18 protein-coding genes are annotated in these 18,926 nt (G+C 70.8%); 9 read left to right on the top strand and 9 right to left on the bottom strand.

Going from position 1 to position 18,926, the window contains the following annotated elements; genetic code table 11:
• The first annotated feature begins 126 nt into the window (after positions 1-126).
• From E5082_RS23180 to E5082_RS23195, 4 genes are read left to right on the top strand one after another with little or no spacing between them, the layout of a single operon-like run.
• A complete protein-coding gene (locus E5082_RS23180; protein WP_229918712.1) occupies positions 127-1,134 on the top strand; it encodes an acyl-CoA dehydrogenase family protein in 1,008 nt (335 codons plus the stop codon).
• A complete protein-coding gene (locus E5082_RS23185; protein ID WP_135793171.1) occupies positions 1,131-1,892 on the top strand; it encodes a PIG-L deacetylase family protein in 762 nt (253 codons plus the stop codon). Before E5082_RS23180 ends, E5082_RS23185 begins: the two co-directional genes overlap by 4 nt.
• Complete coding sequence (locus E5082_RS23190) at positions 1,889-2,515, top strand: class I SAM-dependent methyltransferase (RefSeq protein ID WP_135793172.1); 627 nt, start codon at positions 1,889-1,891, stop codon at positions 2,513-2,515. Before E5082_RS23185 ends, E5082_RS23190 begins: the two co-directional genes overlap by 4 nt.
• Complete coding sequence (locus E5082_RS23195) at positions 2,512-3,567, top strand: glycosyltransferase family 2 protein (RefSeq protein WP_135793173.1); 1,056 nt, start codon at positions 2,512-2,514, stop codon at positions 3,565-3,567. Before E5082_RS23190 ends, E5082_RS23195 begins: the two co-directional genes overlap by 4 nt.
• Positions 3,568-3,714: 147 nt before the next feature.
• On the opposite strand, the gene E5082_RS23200 is transcribed toward E5082_RS23195, so the two are convergent.
• Positions 3,715-4,194: an HIT family protein gene (locus tag E5082_RS23200; RefSeq protein ID WP_135793174.1), complete on the bottom strand. Its 480-nt coding sequence runs from the start codon at positions 4,192-4,194 to the stop codon at positions 3,715-3,717.
• Positions 4,195-4,263: 69 nt separating this feature from the next.
• Entirely contained in the window at positions 4,264-4,875 is a 612-nt protein-coding gene (locus E5082_RS23205; protein WP_135793175.1) for a TetR/AcrR family transcriptional regulator, read from the bottom strand.
• Between the two features lie 71 nt (positions 4,876-4,946).
• On the opposite strand from E5082_RS23205, the gene E5082_RS23210 reads away from it, so the two are divergent.
• Both E5082_RS23210 and E5082_RS23215 read left to right on the top strand, forming a co-directional pair.
• Complete coding sequence (locus E5082_RS23210) at positions 4,947-5,840, top strand: NADP-dependent oxidoreductase (protein ID WP_135793176.1); 894 nt, start codon at positions 4,947-4,949, stop codon at positions 5,838-5,840.
• Positions 5,841-6,235: 395 nt separating this feature from the next.
• Positions 6,236-6,439 carry a cold-shock protein gene (locus E5082_RS23215; protein WP_031179266.1) on the top strand — a complete coding sequence of 68 codons (204 nt, stop codon included), beginning with the start codon at positions 6,236-6,238 and terminating at the stop codon, positions 6,437-6,439.
• Between the two features lie 114 nt (positions 6,440-6,553).
• Here E5082_RS23215 and E5082_RS23220 read toward each other — a convergent pair whose 3' ends face one another.
• From E5082_RS23220 to E5082_RS23240, 5 genes are all read right to left on the bottom strand, one after another.
• Positions 6,554-7,162, bottom strand: coding sequence for a hypothetical protein (locus tag E5082_RS23220; RefSeq protein ID WP_135793177.1), 609 nt, complete (start codon positions 7,160-7,162; stop codon positions 6,554-6,556).
• Between the two features lie 302 nt (positions 7,163-7,464).
• Positions 7,465-8,754 (bottom strand): ThuA domain-containing protein, encoded by a 1,290-nt coding sequence (locus tag E5082_RS23225; RefSeq protein ID WP_135793178.1) that lies wholly within the window; start codon positions 8,752-8,754, stop codon positions 7,465-7,467.
• Between the two features lie 25 nt (positions 8,755-8,779).
• A complete protein-coding gene (locus E5082_RS23230) occupies positions 8,780-10,936 on the bottom strand; it encodes an RICIN domain-containing protein (RefSeq protein ID WP_135793179.1) in 2,157 nt (718 codons plus the stop codon).
• A gap of 52 nt (positions 10,937-10,988) precedes the next feature.
• Positions 10,989-12,356 carry a lectin gene (locus tag E5082_RS23235; RefSeq protein WP_135793180.1) on the bottom strand — a complete coding sequence of 456 codons (1,368 nt, stop codon included), beginning with the start codon at positions 12,354-12,356 and terminating at the stop codon, positions 10,989-10,991.
• Positions 12,357-12,772: 416 nt separating this feature from the next.
• Positions 12,773-13,633 (bottom strand): alpha/beta hydrolase, encoded by an 861-nt coding sequence (locus tag E5082_RS23240; protein ID WP_135793181.1) that lies wholly within the window; start codon positions 13,631-13,633, stop codon positions 12,773-12,775.
• 585 nt (positions 13,634-14,218) lie between these two features.
• Between E5082_RS23240 and E5082_RS33020 the strand changes: the two genes are divergently transcribed.
• Entirely contained in the window at positions 14,219-14,509 is a 291-nt protein-coding gene (locus E5082_RS33020) for a hypothetical protein (RefSeq protein WP_229918713.1), read from the top strand.
• Between the two features lie 36 nt (positions 14,510-14,545).
• Here the strand turns inward: E5082_RS33020 and E5082_RS23255 are convergent, their stop codons facing one another.
• Positions 14,546-15,103, bottom strand: coding sequence for a helix-turn-helix domain-containing protein (locus E5082_RS23255; protein WP_135793182.1), 558 nt, complete (start codon positions 15,101-15,103; stop codon positions 14,546-14,548).
• A 147-nt stretch (positions 15,104-15,250) separates the two neighbouring features.
• Here E5082_RS23255 and E5082_RS23260 point away from each other — a divergent pair, with 147 nt between their 5' ends.
• Together E5082_RS23260 and E5082_RS23265 are read left to right on the top strand one after the other, a co-directional pair.
• Complete coding sequence (locus E5082_RS23260) at positions 15,251-16,819, top strand: bifunctional NAD(P)/FAD-dependent oxidoreductase/class I SAM-dependent methyltransferase (RefSeq protein WP_229918714.1); 1,569 nt, start codon at positions 15,251-15,253, stop codon at positions 16,817-16,819.
• Positions 16,820-16,900: 81 nt separating this feature from the next.
• The gene (locus E5082_RS23265; RefSeq protein ID WP_135793184.1) at positions 16,901-17,674 is read left to right on the top strand and encodes a glycosyltransferase family 2 protein; all 774 of its coding nucleotides are present in this window, start codon (positions 16,901-16,903) and stop codon (positions 17,672-17,674) included.
• 238 nt (positions 17,675-17,912) lie between these two features.
• Here E5082_RS23265 and E5082_RS23270 read toward each other — a convergent pair whose 3' ends face one another.
• Positions 17,913-18,881, bottom strand: a complete 969-nt coding sequence (locus E5082_RS23270) for a LysR family transcriptional regulator (RefSeq protein WP_229918715.1) — start codon at positions 18,879-18,881, stop codon at positions 17,913-17,915.
• Positions 18,882-18,926 lie beyond the last annotated feature (45 nt).

Raw genomic sequence — 18,926 nt, forward strand, 5'->3', positions numbered from 1 at the left:
CGCATCAGCCGGGCCCGCCCCTCGCCCCGCCGAGACGCGACTGGCGACCTCACCGGCCGCCACGCAGTATCAAATCGTCGTCCCCGAAGGTTCCGGCACAGGACGAACGAGCAAGGAGTGCCCTTCATGCACGATGTGCTTCCCCCGCCCGCCGAGGCGTTCGTCTGTTACGCCGACGCGCTGGCGGCCGGGAAGGCCGACTGTCCCCTGCCCGGCAGCGGCAGTACCGCCGCCCGCTTCGACACGCTGGCAGGGCTCGCGCGCGAGGACCTGTGCACGGCCCGGCTGGCGGAAGGGCATCTGGACGCCGTGGCGATCCTCGCCGACCTGGAGGGGGAGCCGGTGCGCCCCGGCGAGTACTGGGGCGTGTGGGCGGCCGAACCGCCCGGTTCCGGACTGACCGCCACCCGTACGGCGGAAGGCTGGGTGCTCGACGGGGTCAAGCAGTACTGCTCCGGGGCGCACACCTGCACGCACGCCCTGGTCACCGCGCTCGCCGACGACGGGCGCCGGCTCTTCGCGGTGCGTACCGGCATCCCCGGTGACGCGCGGTCCGCGCCCGCGGACGGTCCCGGTTGCCGGCCGGTACCCGGGACGTGGCAGGCGGTCGGCATGGCCGGCAGCGACAGCCCGGACGTGCGCTTCACCGCGGTTCCCGCCGTCCCGGTGGGCGGTGTGGAGGCGTACCTGCGCCGCCCCGGCTTCCACCACGGCGGCGTGGGCGTGGCGGCCTGCTGGTACGGCGGGGCCCAGGCCGTGGCCCGCGTCCTGTTCGAGCGGGCCGGGCGGCGCGCCGACCCGTTCACCGACGCGCACGCCGGCGCGGTCGACCTGCGGCTGCACACGGCCGGGGCGGCGCTGGCGCGGGCGGCCGAGGAGATCGACGCCGACCCACAGGACAAGGCCGGTACGGCCGGGCTGCGCGCCCTGCGGGTACGGGCACTCCTGGCGGAGGTGTGCGCCGAGGTGCTGGACCGGGTGGGCCGGGCGACCGGCGCGGGGCCGCTGTGCTATGACGAGCGGCACGCGCGGGCCGCGGCCGACCTGGCCGTCTACGTACGCCAGCACCACGCCGAACGGGATCTGGCCGCTCTGGGCGCCTTGGTGTGCCGCGGTGACGGAGTCGACCGATGAGCGTCGCGGCCGAGGGCTACGCCGACCCGATCCAGGCCCCCGGCACCGACGAGCGGGAGTGGCGCGCGTGGGACGGCTGGGACCGGATGCCGGAATGCCCGCTGCCGACCGAGGGGCGGGTCGTCGTGGTGGCGGCTCACCCGGACGACGAGGTGCTGGGCGTGGGCGGAACCCTCGCCCGGCTGGCGGCGGCCGGGGTCGCGTTGACCGTGGTGTCCGTCACCGACGGAGAGGGATCGCACCCCGGCTCCACCCGTGTGACCCCCGACCGGCTCGCCGAGCTGCGAGCCCGTGAACTGCGCGATGCGCTGGTGGAGTTGGGGGCAGAACAGGCGGAGGTCGTGCGGCTGCGGCTGCCCGACACCGAGGTGGCCCGGCACGAGCACCGGCTGGCGGACGAACTGGCCGCCCTGCTGCCGGACGCCGCGCTCTGCCTCGCGCCGTGGACGCGGGACGTGCACGGTGATCACGAGGCGGCGGGGCGCGCCGCGCTGGCAGCCTCCCGTGCGGCGTCGGTGCCGTGCCGGCTGTACCCGGTGTGGCTGTGGCACTGGGCCCGGCCGGGAGACGCCCGGGTGCCCTGGCGGCGGGCCGCCCGAGTCGTCCTGTCGCCCGAGGTCCAGGCCCGCAAGCGGGCCGCGGTCGACCGCTTCGTCACCCAGATCCAGCCGCTCGGTGACGCCCCCCAGGACGCCGCGGTACTGCCTCCGGAAGAGGTGGCCCACCATCTGCGCGGCTGGGAGGTGGTGTTCGGATGACCCGGCCCCGTACCCCCGAGGCGTACTTCGACGGCATGTACCGAGCCGCCCGGGACCCGTGGCGGCTGGCCGAGCGGTGGTACGAACGGCGCAAGTACGACCTCACCGTGGCCGTCCTGCCGATGGCCCGCTACCGGCGCGCGTTCGAGCCGGGCTGCTCCGTCGGTGAGCTGACCGTCCGCCTGGCGGAACGCTGCGACGCCGTACTCGCCTGCGACCGGGTCGAGTCGGCGGTCGAGACCGCCCGCCGGCGCACCGCCGGCCTGCCCAACGTCTCGGTGCGCCGGATGCTCGTGCCCGAGGAGTGGCCGGACGGCTCGTTCGACCTCGTCGTGCTGTCCGAGCTTCTCTACTACCTGGACGACAGCGCCCTGGACCAGCTGCTGGAGCGTGCGGTGGAGTCCCTGGAACCGGCCGGCACGCTGGTCACCGTCCACTGGAACCACCCGGTGGCGGAGCACCTGAGAACCGGCACCGGTGTCGCGCGCCGCCTCGACGCGCAGCCGGGCCTCGCTCTGCTCGCCGACCACCGCGAGGAGGACTTCGTCCTCCAGGTCCACCAGCGCACCGGCCCGGACGGCCGTACGCCCCCCGGTGTCGCCGCTCGCGAAGGGCTCGCATGAGCGCGGACAGCATCGCCGTCGTCATTCCCGCCCATGACGAGGAGCGACTGCTCCCGGCCGCCCTCGCGGCGCTCGCCCGCGCCGCACGCCATCCCGGTCTGGCCGCCGTCAGGGTGCTGACGGTGGTGGTGGCCGACGCGTGCCGCGACCGTACGGAGGCAGTGGCCCGGGACGCCGGGGCCCTGGTCGTCCGTACCGACTGCCGCAACCCCGGCCGGGCCCGCGCGGCCGGGGTCCGGCACGCGCTCGAGCGGAGCTTCGCGAGACCTTCCACCCTGTGGATCGCCACGACCGACGCCGACAGCGTCGTCCCGTCCGGCTGGCTCGCCCACCAGCTCGCCCACGCGCGGGAAGGCTGGCAGGCCGTCGTGGGCACCGTGACCCTCCCCCTCTCCTCGCCGCTGGCTGCGCCGCACCTCGCGCTGTACGAGAAGACGCGACCGCCGAAGGGCATCCCCTGGCTCCACCCCCATGTGCACGGCGCCAACCTGGGCTTCGCCGCCGACGCCTACCTCGATGCCGGCGGTTTCCCGCCGCTCACCGCCGGAGAGGACAGGGCCCTGGTGCACGCGCTGGAGCGATGCGGCCACCGTGTCCTGCGCACCGCCGCCTGCCCGGTCCAGACCTCCCCCCGCCTGCGCCCCCGCGCCCACGGCGGCTTCGGCCACTATCTGTCGGCGATGGCCCGCGCTTCAGGTCAGCCTCACGACAGTTCGCCGGTGCCGGGCATGGGCGACCCGTACGAGCTGGGGGCGAGCACCGGTGCAGGCGACGAGGGCGCCTACCGTGCGCGGCCACGCAGCCGTTCCACCGCCACGACGCCGTCCGCCGACGGTGAGGCCCACGCCTTGAAGGACGGGACCGCCGAGCTCATCGCGTGCGCGAGCACGGACGATCCGTACGCGACCGTCGAGGCGCGGAATCCCAACGGCGGCGAGGGCCGGTTCACCGGGAAGGCCGGCTTTTCGGACGAACACGGCTTCTCCCCCGCCGACGCCTCCGAGCACCGGCCCCGCCGCGACCTCGGCGAGGACGTACCGCAGGGCTGGTGAGACGCCGTCGTGCGTGACAAGCAGCCCGCGGCGGCTGGACGCAGGTGGGGGAGGTCCTGGCCGCGCAGACGTTCGTGAGGGCGCCCGCGACGAGGAGGACGGTGCCGTCTGCCGTCGGGGCCTGAGCTGCCTCCGCCGTCCCCGCCGTCAGCCCGTCGAACGCAACGAGTCCAGTTCGCTCCCGAGCGTGTCCCGCAACACGTCATGCCGCGGCCCCAGCCTGAACTCCGCATCACTCCACCGGTCGTGCGGATACAGCCATACGGGCTTCCCCACCAACTCGGCCGGCTCCCACTCGAACCTCGGCCACACGTGGGCATGCAGGAACGGGTCCGTGTTTCCCAGAATCTCCAGGTTGACCCGGCGGAAGTCGGGGTCCAGGCGTCGGCAGACGCGCTCAACGGCTTCGCCGAGTCGGTCCATGTCGGACAGAAACGACAGCCGCTTCGCCCTCGGCAGATCAGACAGCCGCTGAACACCTGGCTCGTCCACGAGGAGAACCGAGTAACCCGGCAAGAACTGAACGTCGCCGATCACCGCGAACCCCGCCTCGAGCCGCCGCAGCACGGTCGGGTTCCGACCGCGGAGAGCGGCCCCGATCCGATCCATCCGCCAGTCACCGGTCATGGCCTCAACATAGCGATCGGTGAGAGAGGCAGGCGACGGTGACGCCGACGGCGATGAACAGGTCCGGGTTCACCGGCGGTCCGTCCCGCGCCCCGTGGTGCCCTGGGCCGGGCGGGCTACGGCCCATGCCGCCTCGATCATCTGGAAGATCTCGTCCACCGCGGCCTCCGGCTCGGCCGCTTCGCGGGCCAGCGTGTAGGCGTCGATCACGAAGCGCGCGATCGTCCGGCAACTCGTCGTCGCCGGAGGCAGTCCGAGGTCGGCGGCGATGGCGGTCGCCAATGACTCGGCGTGGCGCAGCCGCATCGATTCCTCGTACTCCCGCAAGGCGGGCGAGGCGACGATCATCCGCCAGACCGGGGCGGCGTCGTCCCCCGTGCAGTGCCGTACCAGGGCGTGGATCTCCTGGCGCAGCGCGGGGATGAGCGGCTCGTGCGGGGCGCGGTCGGTGACCGCCCGTACGAGGCGCTGCTCGAAGTCCTCGTCCAGTTCGAAGACCAGGGCCTCTTTGGCGGCGAAGTGGGAGAAGACCGTGGTCACGGCCACATCGGCCTCGGCGGCAACCTCACGGATGCCCACCGCGTCATACCCGCGCGCCAGGAAGAGCCGCAGGGCGGTGTCGGCGATCTTCTGGCGAGTCGCGGCCTTCTTGCGCTCGCGGCGTCCGGTCGGCACGGTCATGGCTTGAATGCTATCAGCTACGAAATAACACCCGTTCCAAAAAGCTAACCGTTAGTGTTACGTTCGGCGGCATGAGGAAAGTGAGCTTTGCCGAGTTCGGCGGTCCGGACGTCCTGCGGCTCGTGGACGCCGAGGAGCCCCACGCGGGCCCAGGACAGGTACGCGTAGCCGTACGGGCGGCCGGGGTGAACCCCGTCGACTGGAGGATCCGGGAGGGCCAGGTCCTCGGGGCCCATCCGGTCGAGCTGCCCTCCGGCGTGGGGCTGGACGCCGCCGGGGTGGTGGACGAGGTGGGCGACGGCGTCGAAGGGGTCCAGGCCGGCGACCGCGTGTTCGGTGAAGGGGCCGACACCTACGCCGAGTTCGCCGTGCTGTCGGCCTGGGCCCGGATGCCCGAGGGGCTGACCTTCGAGGAGGCGGCCGGGTACCCCTCCGTGGTGGAGACCGCGCTGCGCGTCCTGCGCGAGGTCGGCGTACGGCCCGGGGAGATGCTGCTCGTGAGCGGGGCGTCCGGGGGAGTGGGGTCGGCGGTGCTGCAGATCGCCCGCGACCGAGGCATCAGGGTGATCGGCACGGCCGGGGCCGCGAACCAGGACTACCTGCGTAGCCTGGGCGCACTCGCCACCACGTACGGCGAGGGCTGGACGGAGCGGGTGCGGAGTCTCGGCCATGTCGACGCGGCGCTGGACCTCGCCGGTTCGGGCGTGATCCGCGAACTGACCGAGCTGACGGGTGATCCGGGCAGGGTGCTCTCCATTGCCGACCTCGGCGCGCCGGAACTCGGGGTCCGGTTCTCGGGGGTGGCCGGGAGCATGCCGGACGCGCTCGCGGAGGCCGTCGACCTGATTTCGCGGGGAAGACTGCGCATCCCGGTCGAGAAGTCGTACCCGCTGGAGGAGGCCGCGGCGGCGCACATCGACAGCCGGGCGGGGCATACACGTGGGCGCCGGGTCCTGGTCGTCTGAGTGTCGGACCCAGGGCCCCCCGCGCCGTGCCGTCCTCCGGGGGACACCACGAGACGGGCCCCAAGGGGCCTCATTCGAGGGGCGATTCAGGAACCTGCCCCGGGGCACACGTGCTCCGCCCGAAAGGGCGGTTGCGGCCGGCAGGACTGCCGGACCGGGGCCGCCCACCGGGCGGGCCCTCAAGGACGATCCGCGCGGCCACCAGCGACAGTCCGACGGACGGGTGAGCGTATGTCGTTGCCCAGTGGTGAGAGCCCGTCCCGGCGTGTAGCGTCGCCGACAGATGCCGTGTCCCGCCCGCGCTCCGGCGTGGGCGTTCTGCTGTGCGCTGCGGGAACAGGGCATCACCTTCGGGTCCGCGCGGTGCGGGCCCGGTCTCGATCGGAAGGCTCAGCATGACCAGCGGTACCGTGAAGTGGTTCAACGCCGAAAAGGGCTTCGGCTTCATCTCGCAGGACGGCGGCGGCCCGGACGTCTTCGCGCACTACTCCAACATCAACTCTTCCGGCTTCCGCGAGCTCCTCGAGGGCCAGCAGGTGACGTTCGACGTCACCCAGGGCCAGAAGGGCCCCCAGGCGGAGAACATCACCGTCGTCTGACCGAGTACGGCCCGCGGGCCCCGGAAATGCTCCGGGGCCCGCCCCGCCCCTGAGGGCTTTCGGTGCACGCGTTATCGGCGTTCTCTCAAGCCCGGAACGCCAGGTGACGCCGCCTCAGATGGTCGGGGTGTCGTCGACAACCGGCTTGTGAATCTCGACGACCGGCTTCCACCCCGGAGTGAACTCGATGAAGTCCGCACGGGTGGGGTAGGTGTCGATGGCGCGACGGTCCCGCTTGGGGCTGTCGCCCCCCTTGCGTCCCCGGGGAATCTGCTCCTCGAAGATGTCGACCTTGACGTCGGGAACCTCCTTGAGGCCCTGGCGCCAGATCTGCACGACGTCGGCGCCGAACGCCTGCCGGGCAGCGGCGTAAAGGGCCGAAAGCGCCCCCTTGTCCCCGCTGGGGACGAAAAGTGCCAGGTCCAGCACGACGCCGGCGGACTGGAGGACCTCGATGGTCTCCGAGCCGTTCTCGTCGGCCACGTAGATTCCGGCTTCGTTCTCGTCGTCCGGAAGGCAGGAAACCTCTTCCTGGAATACGGTTCTCGCCCTTATCGAACCGCCCTCGAAATCCTCACCGGACTTGGTCAGAAAAGCGGGGACGTAGCAGCCGGGAAGCTTGAGTTCTGCCGTGTCGGCAGAAACGAAGAGCTTGTCCTTCACGCCGAGCTGCGTCACCTCTTCCAGCGAGAGGCGGCGAGCGGCGATCTTCTCCGTGTTCACGATTTCCCTTTCAGCTTGCTCTGTCCCTTCGGACAAGGACGCTACCACGAAAACCCGAGGTCAACTGCCCGGTAAACGTTGGGTAGATGGCCTCCGGGGAGCGGTTGCATTTCGGTGCGTTGGGTGCATCTCGAAGAGAGCGGCGCAAACAGGCCGGATGGTCCGGCGAGGCAACAACGGAGCCCCGGCCGACAGCATCCGGATGAAGCGCGAACCGGAAGTCGCGTACTATTTCGCCCCGACTGTGAGAAGAAGGCACCGCATGCGGGACGCCCATGTCGGCCGTCCCGCATGCGGTGTGGTCAGCCGGCGGCTGCCGCGAAGCTCTGAGCCGGGGAGCCGTCGCAGGCGCGCTGGGTGAGCTGTGCGCTGTTGGTGGCGGCGGACGCCGCTGTGAGGCACTTGCCGCTGTGCCGGGCGGTGAAGTGGTACCGCCCGGCGGCCTCCCGTACAGGGAGCCACTGCTGGTTCAGCCCGCCCCCGTACGCCCACAGCTGGAGCGGCGCGTTGTCGGCGGTGGAGACGTCGGTCACGTCGATGACCTGGTCCGGAGCGGGGCGCACCCCGATGCGCCGGTATCCGTCGCCGGTCCCGGCGAGCCGGAACTGCTGCGCCTGGGTGCCGTTGCAGGCGTACTGCTGGATGGCGGTCCCGTTGGCCGTGGCGGCCGCGCGGGCGTCGACGCAGGTGCCGTTGCCGACGTTGCGCAGCGAGTACCAGGATGTCTCGGAGAGCGTGTCGTCCGGCGGAGTGGTGCCGCCCGCGCCGCCGAGCCATTTCAGCCCGTCCAGCAGGAACCGGTTCTGCGTCGCGCTGGCGAACGTCGACGACAGACGGGTGTTCGTGGCGTAGTTCATCGCGTTGTGGCCGAAGTTCGCGTACAGCATCCTGTACTTCGTGTTGGTCCACAGGATCGGGTAATAGCCGCTGTACCAGGACTGGCCGGGGTCGGTGCCCAGGGGGAAGCTGCTGGGGTCGACCGAGGCGAGGACCTTGATGTCCGGGTTCTGCCGCAGATCGTTGGACCAGCTGTACCACTCGCTGACCGACGAGGTGAAGGTGGCGGGCAGGTTCACGGTGGAGGGGTGGGAGCGGTCTTCGACCTTGAGGACGGCGGAGGTCGGACCCCAGGTGTTGGACTTGAAGTCACCGCTGCCCAGGAAGGTGTTGTGGTACCAGGACCAGCCGGCCGCGTTCGTGGTGAAGGCGGAGACGTGGAATCCCATCCAGGCCCCGCCGTCGCGCATGTACTGCTCGAACCCGGTGCGCTGGGCGGCGGTCTGCGGGAGGTCGTCGAGGAAGAGGACGACCTGATAGGCGCGCACGCCGCCGTTGGCGAGCAGGTTCCAGTCGTTGCTGGCGGTGTAGGTGAAGCCGTTCGCGGCGGCCTGCTTGGGCAGCCAGTCGTTCGCCTCCTTCTCGAAGTCGATGTGTGCCGCGTCCCAGGTGCCGCTGTAGAGACCGAGCACCTTGAAGGGCGCCGCCGCGGTGTGCGCGTGCGCGGCAGGTGGCGCGGCGAGTCCGAGCAGGACCGCGAGCAGGAGGAGAACCCGCAGGCCGGTGCTGCCGGATCGGGAGCTGATGGTGTGCATCCGCTGATCGGTCCTTCCCTGCGGTCTACGGGTAGTTGGTCAAGTAGGCGACGTTGTGCGCGGAGTTGGACGGCCCTCCGGCGTTGTTGATGACGTGGCTGATGGTCCCGGTGCCGCCCAGCGAGACGGTCACCATGTCGTGGAACCTGACCCCGGAGGTGTTCGGCACTTCGAAGGCCCGGTCCGCGACGACGCCCGGGTTGGTGCTGAAGTAGCAGTAGCTGCCCAGCCCCCACGCCTCATGACGGGTGACGGAGGTGGCGACCTTGTACGCGGGATAGCCCTTGCCTCCGCCGTTCATCCAGGAGGCCTGGTTCGGCGGGTCGTACGGCATCTCGTTCTGGAAGAAGTACGTTCTGCCGCCGTTCCCGTTCCACAGGACCTGGGTCTTCTGGAAGTGCTCGACGAACAGGCCGTACGCGGTGACATCGGCGCCGTTGACGACGAGCCCGGTGTCCGCGGTGTTGGTGGTCCAGCCGACCGTGCCGCTGTTGCCGTGGTCGGCACGCCAGATCCAGGTGTGGTCGATGATCGTGTTCGCGCTGTTGACGACGAGGGAGTCGGTCGCCTTCCCGACCGTGGCGCCGCCGATCCGGATGAAGAAGTCGGACAGCTGGACGGGGTCGGCGGCGTGGCCGGCGGCCGCGCCGTCCGGGCCGATCCGCACGAGCGTCCGGGAGGTGGTGGTGCCCGCGTCGATCAGCAGGCCGGCCAGCTGGATGCCGTCCACGTCGGCGGTGCTGATCGCGGTGATCCCGCCGTCCGGGACGAAGGTGGCCAGGCCCATGCCGAGGACGACCGTGTCGGGGCGCGTGATGTTCAGCGTCTGGTCGAGATGGTAGACGCCGGGGGTGACCAGCAGGTTCTTGCCGGCCGCCAGGGCCGCGTTCAGGTCGGCCGCGGTGGCGCCGGGCTTGACGATGAAGAACTGATCGAGCGGCAGTGAGGTGCCCGCGGGCGTCCTGCCGCTCCAGGTCGTGCCGACCGCGTTCGCGCGCAGCGCGGGCACGAACACCTTGTAGGCGCCGGCCGCGTCCACGTACAGGAAGGGCTTCTCGCGGATCGTGGGGCTGCTCGCGACATTGGTGTACGTCGGGAAGGACTGGGCGGGCGCGCCCTGGTCGCCGACGAAGACCATGTTCCAGTTGGACCCCGTCCAGCTGCCCATCTGGGAGTTGCGGGTGAGGAACTGCTGCTGGGAGCCGGAACGGATCTGTCCGTCCACCTTGGTGTCGGAGATGAAACCGCCGCTGGACCAGCCGCCGTCGTCGAGCGCGAGGTTGCCGCGTACGTGCATGCGCCGGTACGGGGCGGCCTGTGAGACGGCCCAGCGGTCCGTGCCGCCGGCCGGGTTGACCGACAGGTTCTCGGCGGCGCGCCAGAAGTTCTGCGTGGCGTTGCCCTGGAACCAGTCGGCCTCCGCGTGCACGGCGCCGTTGATGGTCACGTCGTCCGGGGAGAGGCCGAGACCGGCCACCTGGGTGTAGAAGCCGACGTTGGCGTCGGCGCTGTAGGTGCCCGGCTTGAACAGCAGGGCCTGGCGGGCCGAGCCGAACTGGTTGGTCTGCTGCTGGGCGAAGACCGAGTTCAGCTTCGCCTGGATGGCGGCGGCCGGCATCGACGGGTCGAACACCGTCACGTTCGGGCCGAAGTCCGGGGTGCCGGGCGGGTTGGTCGTGCCCCCGCCGAGTGTGAAGGACTGTGCGGCGGTGCCGTTGCAGGTGTACTGGGCGAGCTGCACGCTGTCGGCGGTGGAGGCGGCCGGCACGTCCAGGCATTTGCCGCTGTTTCGGTTGACGAAGTGGTACGAGCCGTCCGCCTCGGCGACCGGCAGCCACTGCTGGTTGGCGCCGCTGGAGTACGTCCACAGCTGGATCGCGGCCGAGTCGGCGGTGGACACGTCGGTGACGTCCCAGACCTTGGTGGCGTCGAGGCCGCTGTCGACGCGGTAGTAGCCGCCGCTGGTGGGAACCAGCTGCCAGGTCTGCGCGGGGCTGGCGTTGCAGCCGTACTGCTGGACGGCGGTGCCGTCGCCGCTCGCGGCCGCACGGGCGTCGGCGCACTTGCCGCTGCCCTTGTTGATCACGGTGGTGGGACCGGTCGGGATCGCCGCGGCCGCCGCGGTCCGCGCGCTCGCCGATGCCGGCGCGGCGGACTGGAGTCCGGCAGCGGTCGTGGCCACGAGGACGGCCACGGTGAGAGCTCTTAACACAGAAGTCTCCTGAGGCGGGTCGTCAGCCGGTGTACTTGGCGAAGATGCCGGTGAACTGCCAGGCGCTCTGGGCCACGCCCGAGCACGTGTCGTCGTTCGGGTAACCGCCGGAACAGGGCCGGTCGCGGTTGGCCGACCAGAAGGTGAGGCGCGCGAGGTGGTGCTGTTGCGCGTAGCCGAGGATGGTCTGGAAGTCGGCTGGGGTGACGGTCTCGTTGTCGTCGGTGATCCCGTTCATGGACGAGATGCCCATGCCCCGGTATGCCTGGTCGTCGTTGTAGCCGTAGGCGCTCTTGAGGGCGTTCTTCAGGCCCTCGGCCGCCCTGGTGGTCAGCGTCCCCATGTTCTGTCCCGCGCCGCCGAAGTCGAACGGCATGATGGTCCAGCTGTCCACCTGGAGCCCGGAGTTGGCGGCTCGGTTGATCAGGCTCGTGTCGGGCCCGGACTGACCCGTGCCAATGGTGACGTACACCTTGATGCCCGGGTTGTTGGCCTTGACCGTCTTGAGCGCGTCCACGGTGCGCTGCTGCACGGTGCCGTTGCTGTACGCGTCGGCCTCGATGTCGATGTCGATGGCCTTGAGCCGGTAGGCGTCGATGACCTTCTGGTACGCGCCGGCCAGTGCCGAGGCGCTGGTGCAGGAGCTCTCCAGCTTGTTGCCGCTGTAACCGCCGAACGAGGGGATGACGTCGCCGCCCGCGCCCCGCACGGTGTTGATCGTCTGCTGGTCGACGCCACCGGTCAGCGGGCGGCCGCCGTCCCACTGCGGGTTGCAGGTGCCGTTGCTGAGGACGAAGGCGAGGGTGAACCACTTGACGCCGGTGGCGTTCATGACGGTGGTCGGGTTGGGCGGACTGCCCCAGCCGTTGTAGAGGTACGGGGCGACGGCCATCGGCGCCGCGGCGGGAGGCGTGCCGCCGCCGGTGGGTGCGGTCCACTTCTGGTTGGCGGCGCCGGTGCAGCTCCAGATCTGAACGGGCGTGCCGTTCGCCGAGGTGTTTCCGGTGACGTCGGCGCACTTGCCGGACTGCTGACCGACGAGGTCGCGGGCGGCGGAGACGGTCCACTTCTGGTTGGCGGCGCCGGTGCAGTCCCACAGCTGGAGCCTTGCGCCGTTGGCGGTCGAACTGCCGGTCACATCAAGGCACTTGCCGAGCGCGCGGACCGTGCCGTCGCTTCCGACCGTCCACTGCTGGGCGGCGGTGCCGTTGCAGTCGTAGAGCTGGACGGCCGTGCCGTTGGCGGAGTTGGCTCCCGCCACGTCGAGGCACTTGCCGCCGAGCCCGGTGATGGTGCCGGTGGCCGCGGCGGCCGGGGTCACGGTGAGTGCGCCTGCCGACGCGGTGAGCAGCGCGGCAGCGAGCACACCGCGCAGGGCGGATCTGGGCATGGGGGGCATGGGGGTTCACAGCCTTTCAGGGGAGGCCGTCGGTGGGGGGTAGTGTTGTTCAAGTACCTGAACTGCGTGTGCATTCATGAAGCTGTGGCGAACGGGAACCTAAAGGTCCAGACCTGGGTCGTCAAGAGTTGACGCCGAAAAGGGCTGCAGCGAATCCGCCAGGGCAAGGTGTTGAACACACCGAAGCTCCGTACAGCGTGCTGATGCCCGGTGGCTGACCCGGTTTGAGGGAGGAGCGACCGTCGACGGGTGCTCAACACCGTCAATGCGAGTCCTGTCAGCCGGACGAGGTGCTCCGGGCCGCCGGTCTTCGGGGGCGGCCCGGAACGCGCCGCTGCCTCGGGCAACTCCTCGGGCTCGTCGCGGGGATCAGGCCCGGGTGTGCGAAGGCGAGGCGGGGCTGGTCTCTACCGCTTCCCGACGTAGTCCTCGGCAGCGTTGACGATGAGGTCCTTCACCGCCTGCGGATGCGAAATCAGAGAGACGTGTGAGGAGTTGATCTCGACCGTCTTGCGGGCCTTCGCCCGCTTCGCCTCGTACCGCTCCAGCTCGGGGTCGATGGACCTGTCCTGCTTGCCCACCAGCACGTAGACGGGCTTGTCGTGCCAGGCGGCTGCCGTGAGCTTGTCCGCGAAGGCGGAGAGCGCGATCGGCCGCTGGGTGGCGCCCAGCAGATCCGTCTGCGCGACGGGCAGGTCCTGGGCGAAGACCTGGCGGAGCTTGTCGGTCTGCACGTAAAGGTCCGTGCCACTGGTCCCGTCGCCGTTGCGGAAGGGCACCTGGTTGAAGGCCTTCGTGAGGGGCGGAGCCGGGAACTTCGCCGAAAGACTGTTGGAGGACTCGCCGACGTCAGGCATGATCGCGTTGATGTACACCAGCGCCTTGACGTTGCTGTTCCCCGCGGCGGCCTGGGAGATGACCTCGCCACCGTAGGAGTGGCCGGCCAGGACGATGGGCCCCTTGATGCTCTTCAGAAGGCTTGCGACGTACGTCGAGTCCTGCGGTATGCCGCGGAGCGGATTGGCCGCGGCGATCACCTTGTAGCCGCTTCTCTGGAGCGGGCCCACCACCCCGTTCCAGCTCGAGGCGTCAGCGAAGGCGCCGTGCACGAGCACGATCGTCGGCTTCTCTCCGCCGGCCCCGCCGGACGGTCCGCCCGCGTACGCCCCCATCACCGCGACGGCGGAGGCGGTCCCCGCCAGGACGAGTGCGCCCGCACCCCAGCGGACCGCATGGGCGCGGTGCCGTGACTTGCCAGATGTTCGCATGACGCTCCTTCGACGGCAGGCCGCCTCGTGGCAGCCGGAGGGCTTCAGACTCGTGCAGCCCCTCCGCCTCTGCATGTACGCACTGCCATCCGGGTGAACCGGGCGGCGGTCACGGACGACTCCCACTTCGTCGCCCGCGACCGGATGGGCCGCCTGATGTCCTTCACCGCGAGAGCGGTCAAGGAGGGCCTGACCGCAGGGGGCAAGGCGTGGGGCGTCGGCGTGAACGAAGGCAGTGGCTCGCTCCACCTCGACGCGCGGGCAAGGCGACGCTCTACGGCGCCGACGCCTACGTCGTCCCCGCCGACCACCAGCCCGAGCGGGCGGTCTCCGGCCAGTCGCTGACGTACAGGAACTTCAAGATCTGGCACCTGAAGCCGGGTGCCACGTTCGACTTCGCCCAGCGCCCCATCTCCGGCTGTTACCTGCGCAGCGTCACCAACGGCCGGCCCGATTCCGGGCTATCGACGGAACACCGTCGAGTTCGTGCGGCTGAACGGCTGGGCTTGGCGGCCACATCCGGGCCGGGCTTCGACGACATCCCACTCAGCGACGGCCGCTGCGCCCAACACCACGCAACCTCCCGTGCGGAAGCCGCCGGAGCTGGACGCTGGCGAGACGCTGGCCGGCCGTCAGAAGGCGACCACGGGGAACGCCGAGGTCGGGTTCGCCAGGGGCAAGAAGGGCGACGCGCTGGTCGTCGCAGTGCGCTGCCAAGGGGCGGGCACCGTGAAGGTTGCCGTGCGGCCCGTCCACGTCTCCTTCCCCCTGGAGTGCCTCGCTGGCAAGGTCAGCACCATCTACAACCAAGTGGCCGTTTCAGGGGTGAACCGCGACGGAACAGTCTCCGTCGAGGCGCCCCCGGCTGTGCGCTGACTGACGCGAACTCCCCCGAAGCGGCGCACGCCTCCTTCACTGGTGCACATGCGCCCGCTGCCCATCACGGTCGAACACCATGATCAGCTCGGCTGGAGCGTCCAGCGCCGTGATCGCGTGCGGGACCATCGTCGCGAACTCCGCCGCCTCTCCGGCGTCGACGTCGATCTGCCGCTCGCCCAGCCACAGCCGCACGCGTCCCTCGAGCACGAGAAACCAGTCGTGGCCCGGATGCACCCGTTGGCCGGGCCGCCCCTCGGACGGCTCGACGCGCATCTTCACCGCGACCATGCGGCCGTCCGGACGGCTCAGCGGCCACGTCGTCCGGGTGCCGCTGCTGTGCGCGACCGGGCGGATGACGACATCGTCGTCGGTGGGTACCTCGAAGAGCACGTCGAGGCTCACCTGGAGAGCATGGGCCAACGGTACGAGCACATCAAGGCTCAGCGTGCGTCTGCCCGTCTCGACCCGGCTGATGGTCGACGGACTGAGGTTGGTCCGCTGGGCCAGCTCGTCGAGGGAGTACCCCAGGGTGGTGCGCAGGCTGCGCAGGCGCGACCGCGCCAGGGCTTCGATGTCGGCTGCTCCGTTCACCCTCCCATCCTTGCATTCCTTGCTGATTCTGCAAGAACCTTTGCGCAGAACGCCGGACGTCGTACGGTCGGGTCCATGAGCACCCATCCCACACACAGCCGGCCGTCAGCCCACTCTGAGCACGCGAGTCACCCCCAGCACCCCACGATGGAACGGCACTGCGACGTCGCCGTGATCGGTGGTTCGGCCGCCGGTCTCGCCGCCGCGCTGCAGCTCTCCCGCCAGCGTCGTGGCGTCGTCGTGGTCGACGACGGCACCCCGCGCAACGCCCCCGCCGCCCACATGCACGGCTACCTGGGGCATGAAGGGGTCGCGCCCGGTGAGCTGACGGAGGCCGGGCGCGAGGAGGTACGCGCGTACGGCGGGGAGGTGCTGTCCGGCCGGGTCCTGGGAGTGCACCGTCATGGCGACGGCCGGTTCCGGCTCGACCTCACGGGCGGGCACACGCTGGTCGCCCGCCGCGTCCTCGCCGCGACCGGCCTGTCGGACGAGCTCCCCGCGATCGACGGTGTCGCCGAGGGGTGGGGGAGAGGTGTGATCCACTGCCCGTTCTGCCACGGCTTCGAGGTGCGCGACCAGCGCCTGGTGCAGATCGTCACCCACCCCCTGGGCCTCCACCCGACCCCGCTGTTCCGGCACTTGACCGACCGGCTGACCGTCGTACTGCACGACCCGGCCGGGCTCGACGAGGGAGTTGTCGAAGCCCTTGCCGCCTCCGGCGTCACCATCGAGCGCGCCGAAGCCGGCCGGGTCCTCACCGGTCCGGACGGCGGGGTGTCCGGCGTCGAACTCGGTGACGGCCGGGTCCTCGAGGCCGACGCCGTCGTGGTCGGCTCGCGGTTCCGGGCACGCGCCGACGTGCTGGCCGGGGTGGGGCTCACCACGACCGCGCACCCGACCGGCGCCGGCGACGTCCTCGCGGTCGACCCGCGCGGCGAGACCGCCGTACCGGGGATCTACGCGGCCGGCAACATCACCGATCCCAGCCTGCAGGTGCTGCCCTCGGCCGCCCAGGGAAGCCAGGTCGGCGCCATGATCGCCTTCAGCCTCGCGGAGGAGGACCTGCGCGCCGCCGTACGGCACTCGGGCGAGCGGGCCGACTGGGACCACCGCTACGCGGGCTCCGACCGCGCGTGGAGCGGCAACCCCAATGGCACGCTCGTCCACGAGGCCACCGCCCTGTCCCCGGGTCGCGCGCTGGACGTCGGCACCGGTGAGGGCGCCGACGCCCTCTGGCTGGCCGAGCAGGGCTGGAAGGTGACCGCCACCGACATCTCCGGCAACGCGCTCGCCCGGGTCCGCGCCGAGGCCGAACGCCGAGGGCTCGCCGTCAGCCTCGTACGCGGCGACGCGGGCGATCCCGCCCCCTTCGGCACCGAGACCTTCGACCTGGTCTCCCTGCAGTACGGCTCGTTCAAGCGCACGCCCGACCAGCGCGGTCTGCGCAGCCTGCTCGCCGCCGTCGCCCCCGGTGGCACGCTCCTGGTCGTACACCACGACCTCAGCCCGCTGAGCGGCCCCGTGGACGTGGCGACCCAGACCCGGATGTACGACCCGTCGGCGTTCGTCGGGGTCGACGAGATCGCCGCCGCGCTCACCGCCGAGCCCGACATCTGGCAGGTCGAGATCCATGAAACCCGGCCACGGCCCGCCGGCGCCGCCAGCACCCACCACGTCAGCGACGTCGTACTGCGCGCGACCCGGCGAACGGTCTGATCGCCCACCCCGCCGTGCGGGTCCACGGGGATCGCGGTGTTTGAATGGACCGTCGTTCCCGTTCCGGCAAGGAGAAGCGCTGTGCCTTTGGTGTCTGTCGTGATGCCCGTGTACAACTCGGCGGCCACCCTCGGCGCAGCCGTCCGATCGGTACTCACACAGACCCACAGCGATCTGGAGCTGTTGGTCACGGACGACCAGTCCTCCGACGGCTCGATGGAGCTGCTGCGCGAGTTCGCCGCGCAGGACGAGCGCGTGCTGCCGCGGTCGGCACCCGAGCGGGGCGGGGCGGGCCGGGCCCGCAATCTCGCGATCGAGCGGGCCCGCGGGGACTACATCGCCTTCCTCGACTCCGACGACATGTGGTTGCCGCAGAAGACCGAGAAGCAGCTCGCCTTCGCGGCTGAAGGCGATGCACCGCTGACCTTCACCTCGTACTTCAAGATGGACGCGGACCATGCCGGCGAGAGCACCGACTGGGTTCCGAACGGGCGGGTGATCCGGGCGCGAGAGCGCGTGGACTACCGCGCAATGCTGGTTCGGGACCACATCGGTGCTCTCACCGCCATGTACGACCGCAACACCCTGGGCACCAGGCTGATGCCGGAGATGCGCAAGCGGCAGGACTACGCCCTCTGGCTGTCGATCATGCGGGACGGCGCGGACGCCCGGGGCTTGACCGAGCCGCTCGCGGTGTACCGGGCCCACCAGGCGGGATCGCTGTCCTCCAACAAGATGTCCTTGGTCAAGTACAACTGGGCGCTGTACCGCGAGCATGAGCATCTGTCGGTCCCGCGGGCAACGCGCGCGCTTTCCGGCGCCGTGTGGCAGTCGCTGCGCAACTCGCGCATCTGACCTGCCCCGCTCCAGTCACTTCGTCAGATCGGCGGAGAGGAAGGGAGCGAGGAGCGCGAACAATTCGGCGGGGCGGTCGAGGGGGATGATGTGGCCGCAGTCCTGACGTCCGCGGGGAGGGTTCGTCGCGGTGGCCTGCCGACCCCAACGCACTTGTGTCGCGGGGATGCTCCGACGTTGCGTGGCCGCGGAGGGAAGCTGTTCGCCGGGCACCGCTCGGCGTTTTTGTTCGCCTTTTTCACGGGGAGGGGCCTTCGGCGGCGGGGCGCCCTCCCCGCCGTGTCCGGCGCTGGCCCGCAGGGGCGCCGGGGGAGCGTGTCGGGGCTTGGCGATCTGTGCGGTAGAGGTCGATGGCGAGGGCGACGGCGGCGCGGGTGGCGGGGTGGGGGTCCGTCCGGCGCCAGATGAGGTGGACGGGGACGGGCTCGGCGTCACGCAGGGGGCGGTAGGTGATGCCTGAGGGGCGGTACTGGGCCGCGGTGGCCTGAGGGGTGACGCCGACGCAGCGGCCGGAGGCAATGGCGGCGAGCCAGTCGTCGATGTCGTGGACGTGCTCGACGGCCGGCCGTTCGGCCTCGGGCCACAGGTTCAAGGTGGTGGTGCCGGTGCGACGGTCGAGGGCGAGGGTGCGGGAGGCGACTTCGGCCAGACGGATGCTGCGGCGGCGGGCCCAGGGATCGTCGGAGGCGAGGGCAAGGTAGCGGTCCTCGTGGCCGACGAAAGCATGCGACCAGGGCTTGAGGTCGACGGAGCTGCGAATGACCGCGAGGTCGCACAGTCCTTCGGCCAGCCCGCCGGTGGAGGAGTTGTGCCGGACGAGCCGGAGCTCGATGCCGGGGTGGTCGTGGTGCCAGCGGCGCTGGAACTCGGTGGTGTGGCCCCCGAAGGCCGACCAGGCGTGACCGATGTGCAGGCGGCTGTGGCCGGAGGCGGCCTCTGCGACGAGTTCGTCCGCGCCGGCCAGGAGCGGACGGGCTCGCGCGAGGACCAGCACACCCGCCTTGGTGGGCTCGACGGTGCGGCTGGTGCGGTGCAGCAGCCGCACCCCCAAGGTCTTCTCCAGGGAGAGCAGGGTGCGGGAGACCGCGGCCTGGGAGACACCCAGCTCCCGAGCGGCGTCCGTGAAGCTGCCGGTGTCGACGATGGTGACCAGGCAGCGCAGGTGCTTCAACTCCAGCCCCGCGCCGTGTCCTCCGCGTGCATCCATGCGCTCAGCGTATAGCTGGTGGGTTGGATGCATTTTGTGTATCGC

Origin of the sequence: Streptomyces griseoluteus (assembly GCF_004784465.1) — a bacterium.
GTDB lineage: Bacteria > Actinomycetota > Actinomycetes > Streptomycetales > Streptomycetaceae > Streptomyces > Streptomyces griseoluteus.

What these genes read in the sequence shown, in the direction of transcription:
- E5082_RS23215 (WP_031179266.1), top strand. Translation starts at nt 6,236, where the DNA reads ATGACCAGCGGTACCGTGAAGTGGTTCAACGCCGAAAAGGGCTTCGGC.
- E5082_RS23235 (WP_135793180.1), bottom strand. Translation starts at nt 12,356, where the DNA reads ATGCCCAGATCCGCCCTGCGCGGTGTGCTCGCTGCCGCGCTGCTCACC.
- E5082_RS23225 (WP_135793178.1), bottom strand. Translation starts at nt 8,754, where the DNA reads ATGCACACCATCAGCTCCCGATCCGGCAGCACCGGCCTGCGGGTTCTC.
- E5082_RS23210 (WP_135793176.1), top strand. Translation starts at nt 4,947, where the DNA reads ATGAGGAAAGTGAGCTTTGCCGAGTTCGGCGGTCCGGACGTCCTGCGG.
- E5082_RS23190 (WP_135793172.1), top strand. Translation starts at nt 1,889, where the DNA reads ATGACCCGGCCCCGTACCCCCGAGGCGTACTTCGACGGCATGTACCGA.
- E5082_RS23180 (WP_229918712.1), top strand. Translation starts at nt 127, where the DNA reads ATGCACGATGTGCTTCCCCCGCCCGCCGAGGCGTTCGTCTGTTACGCC.
- E5082_RS23205 (WP_135793175.1), bottom strand. Translation starts at nt 4,875, where the DNA reads ATGACCGTGCCGACCGGACGCCGCGAGCGCAAGAAGGCCGCGACTCGC.
- E5082_RS23185 (WP_135793171.1), top strand. Translation starts at nt 1,131, where the DNA reads ATGAGCGTCGCGGCCGAGGGCTACGCCGACCCGATCCAGGCCCCCGGC.
- E5082_RS23195 (WP_135793173.1), top strand. Translation starts at nt 2,512, where the DNA reads ATGAGCGCGGACAGCATCGCCGTCGTCATTCCCGCCCATGACGAGGAG.
- E5082_RS23260 (WP_229918714.1), top strand. Translation starts at nt 15,251, where the DNA reads ATGGAACGGCACTGCGACGTCGCCGTGATCGGTGGTTCGGCCGCCGGT.
- E5082_RS23270 (WP_229918715.1), bottom strand. Translation starts at nt 18,881, where the DNA reads ATGGATGCACGCGGAGGACACGGCGCGGGGCTGGAGTTGAAGCACCTG.
- E5082_RS23200 (WP_135793174.1), bottom strand. Translation starts at nt 4,194, where the DNA reads ATGACCGGTGACTGGCGGATGGATCGGATCGGGGCCGCTCTCCGCGGT.
- E5082_RS23240 (WP_135793181.1), bottom strand. Translation starts at nt 13,633, where the DNA reads ATGCGAACATCTGGCAAGTCACGGCACCGCGCCCATGCGGTCCGCTGG.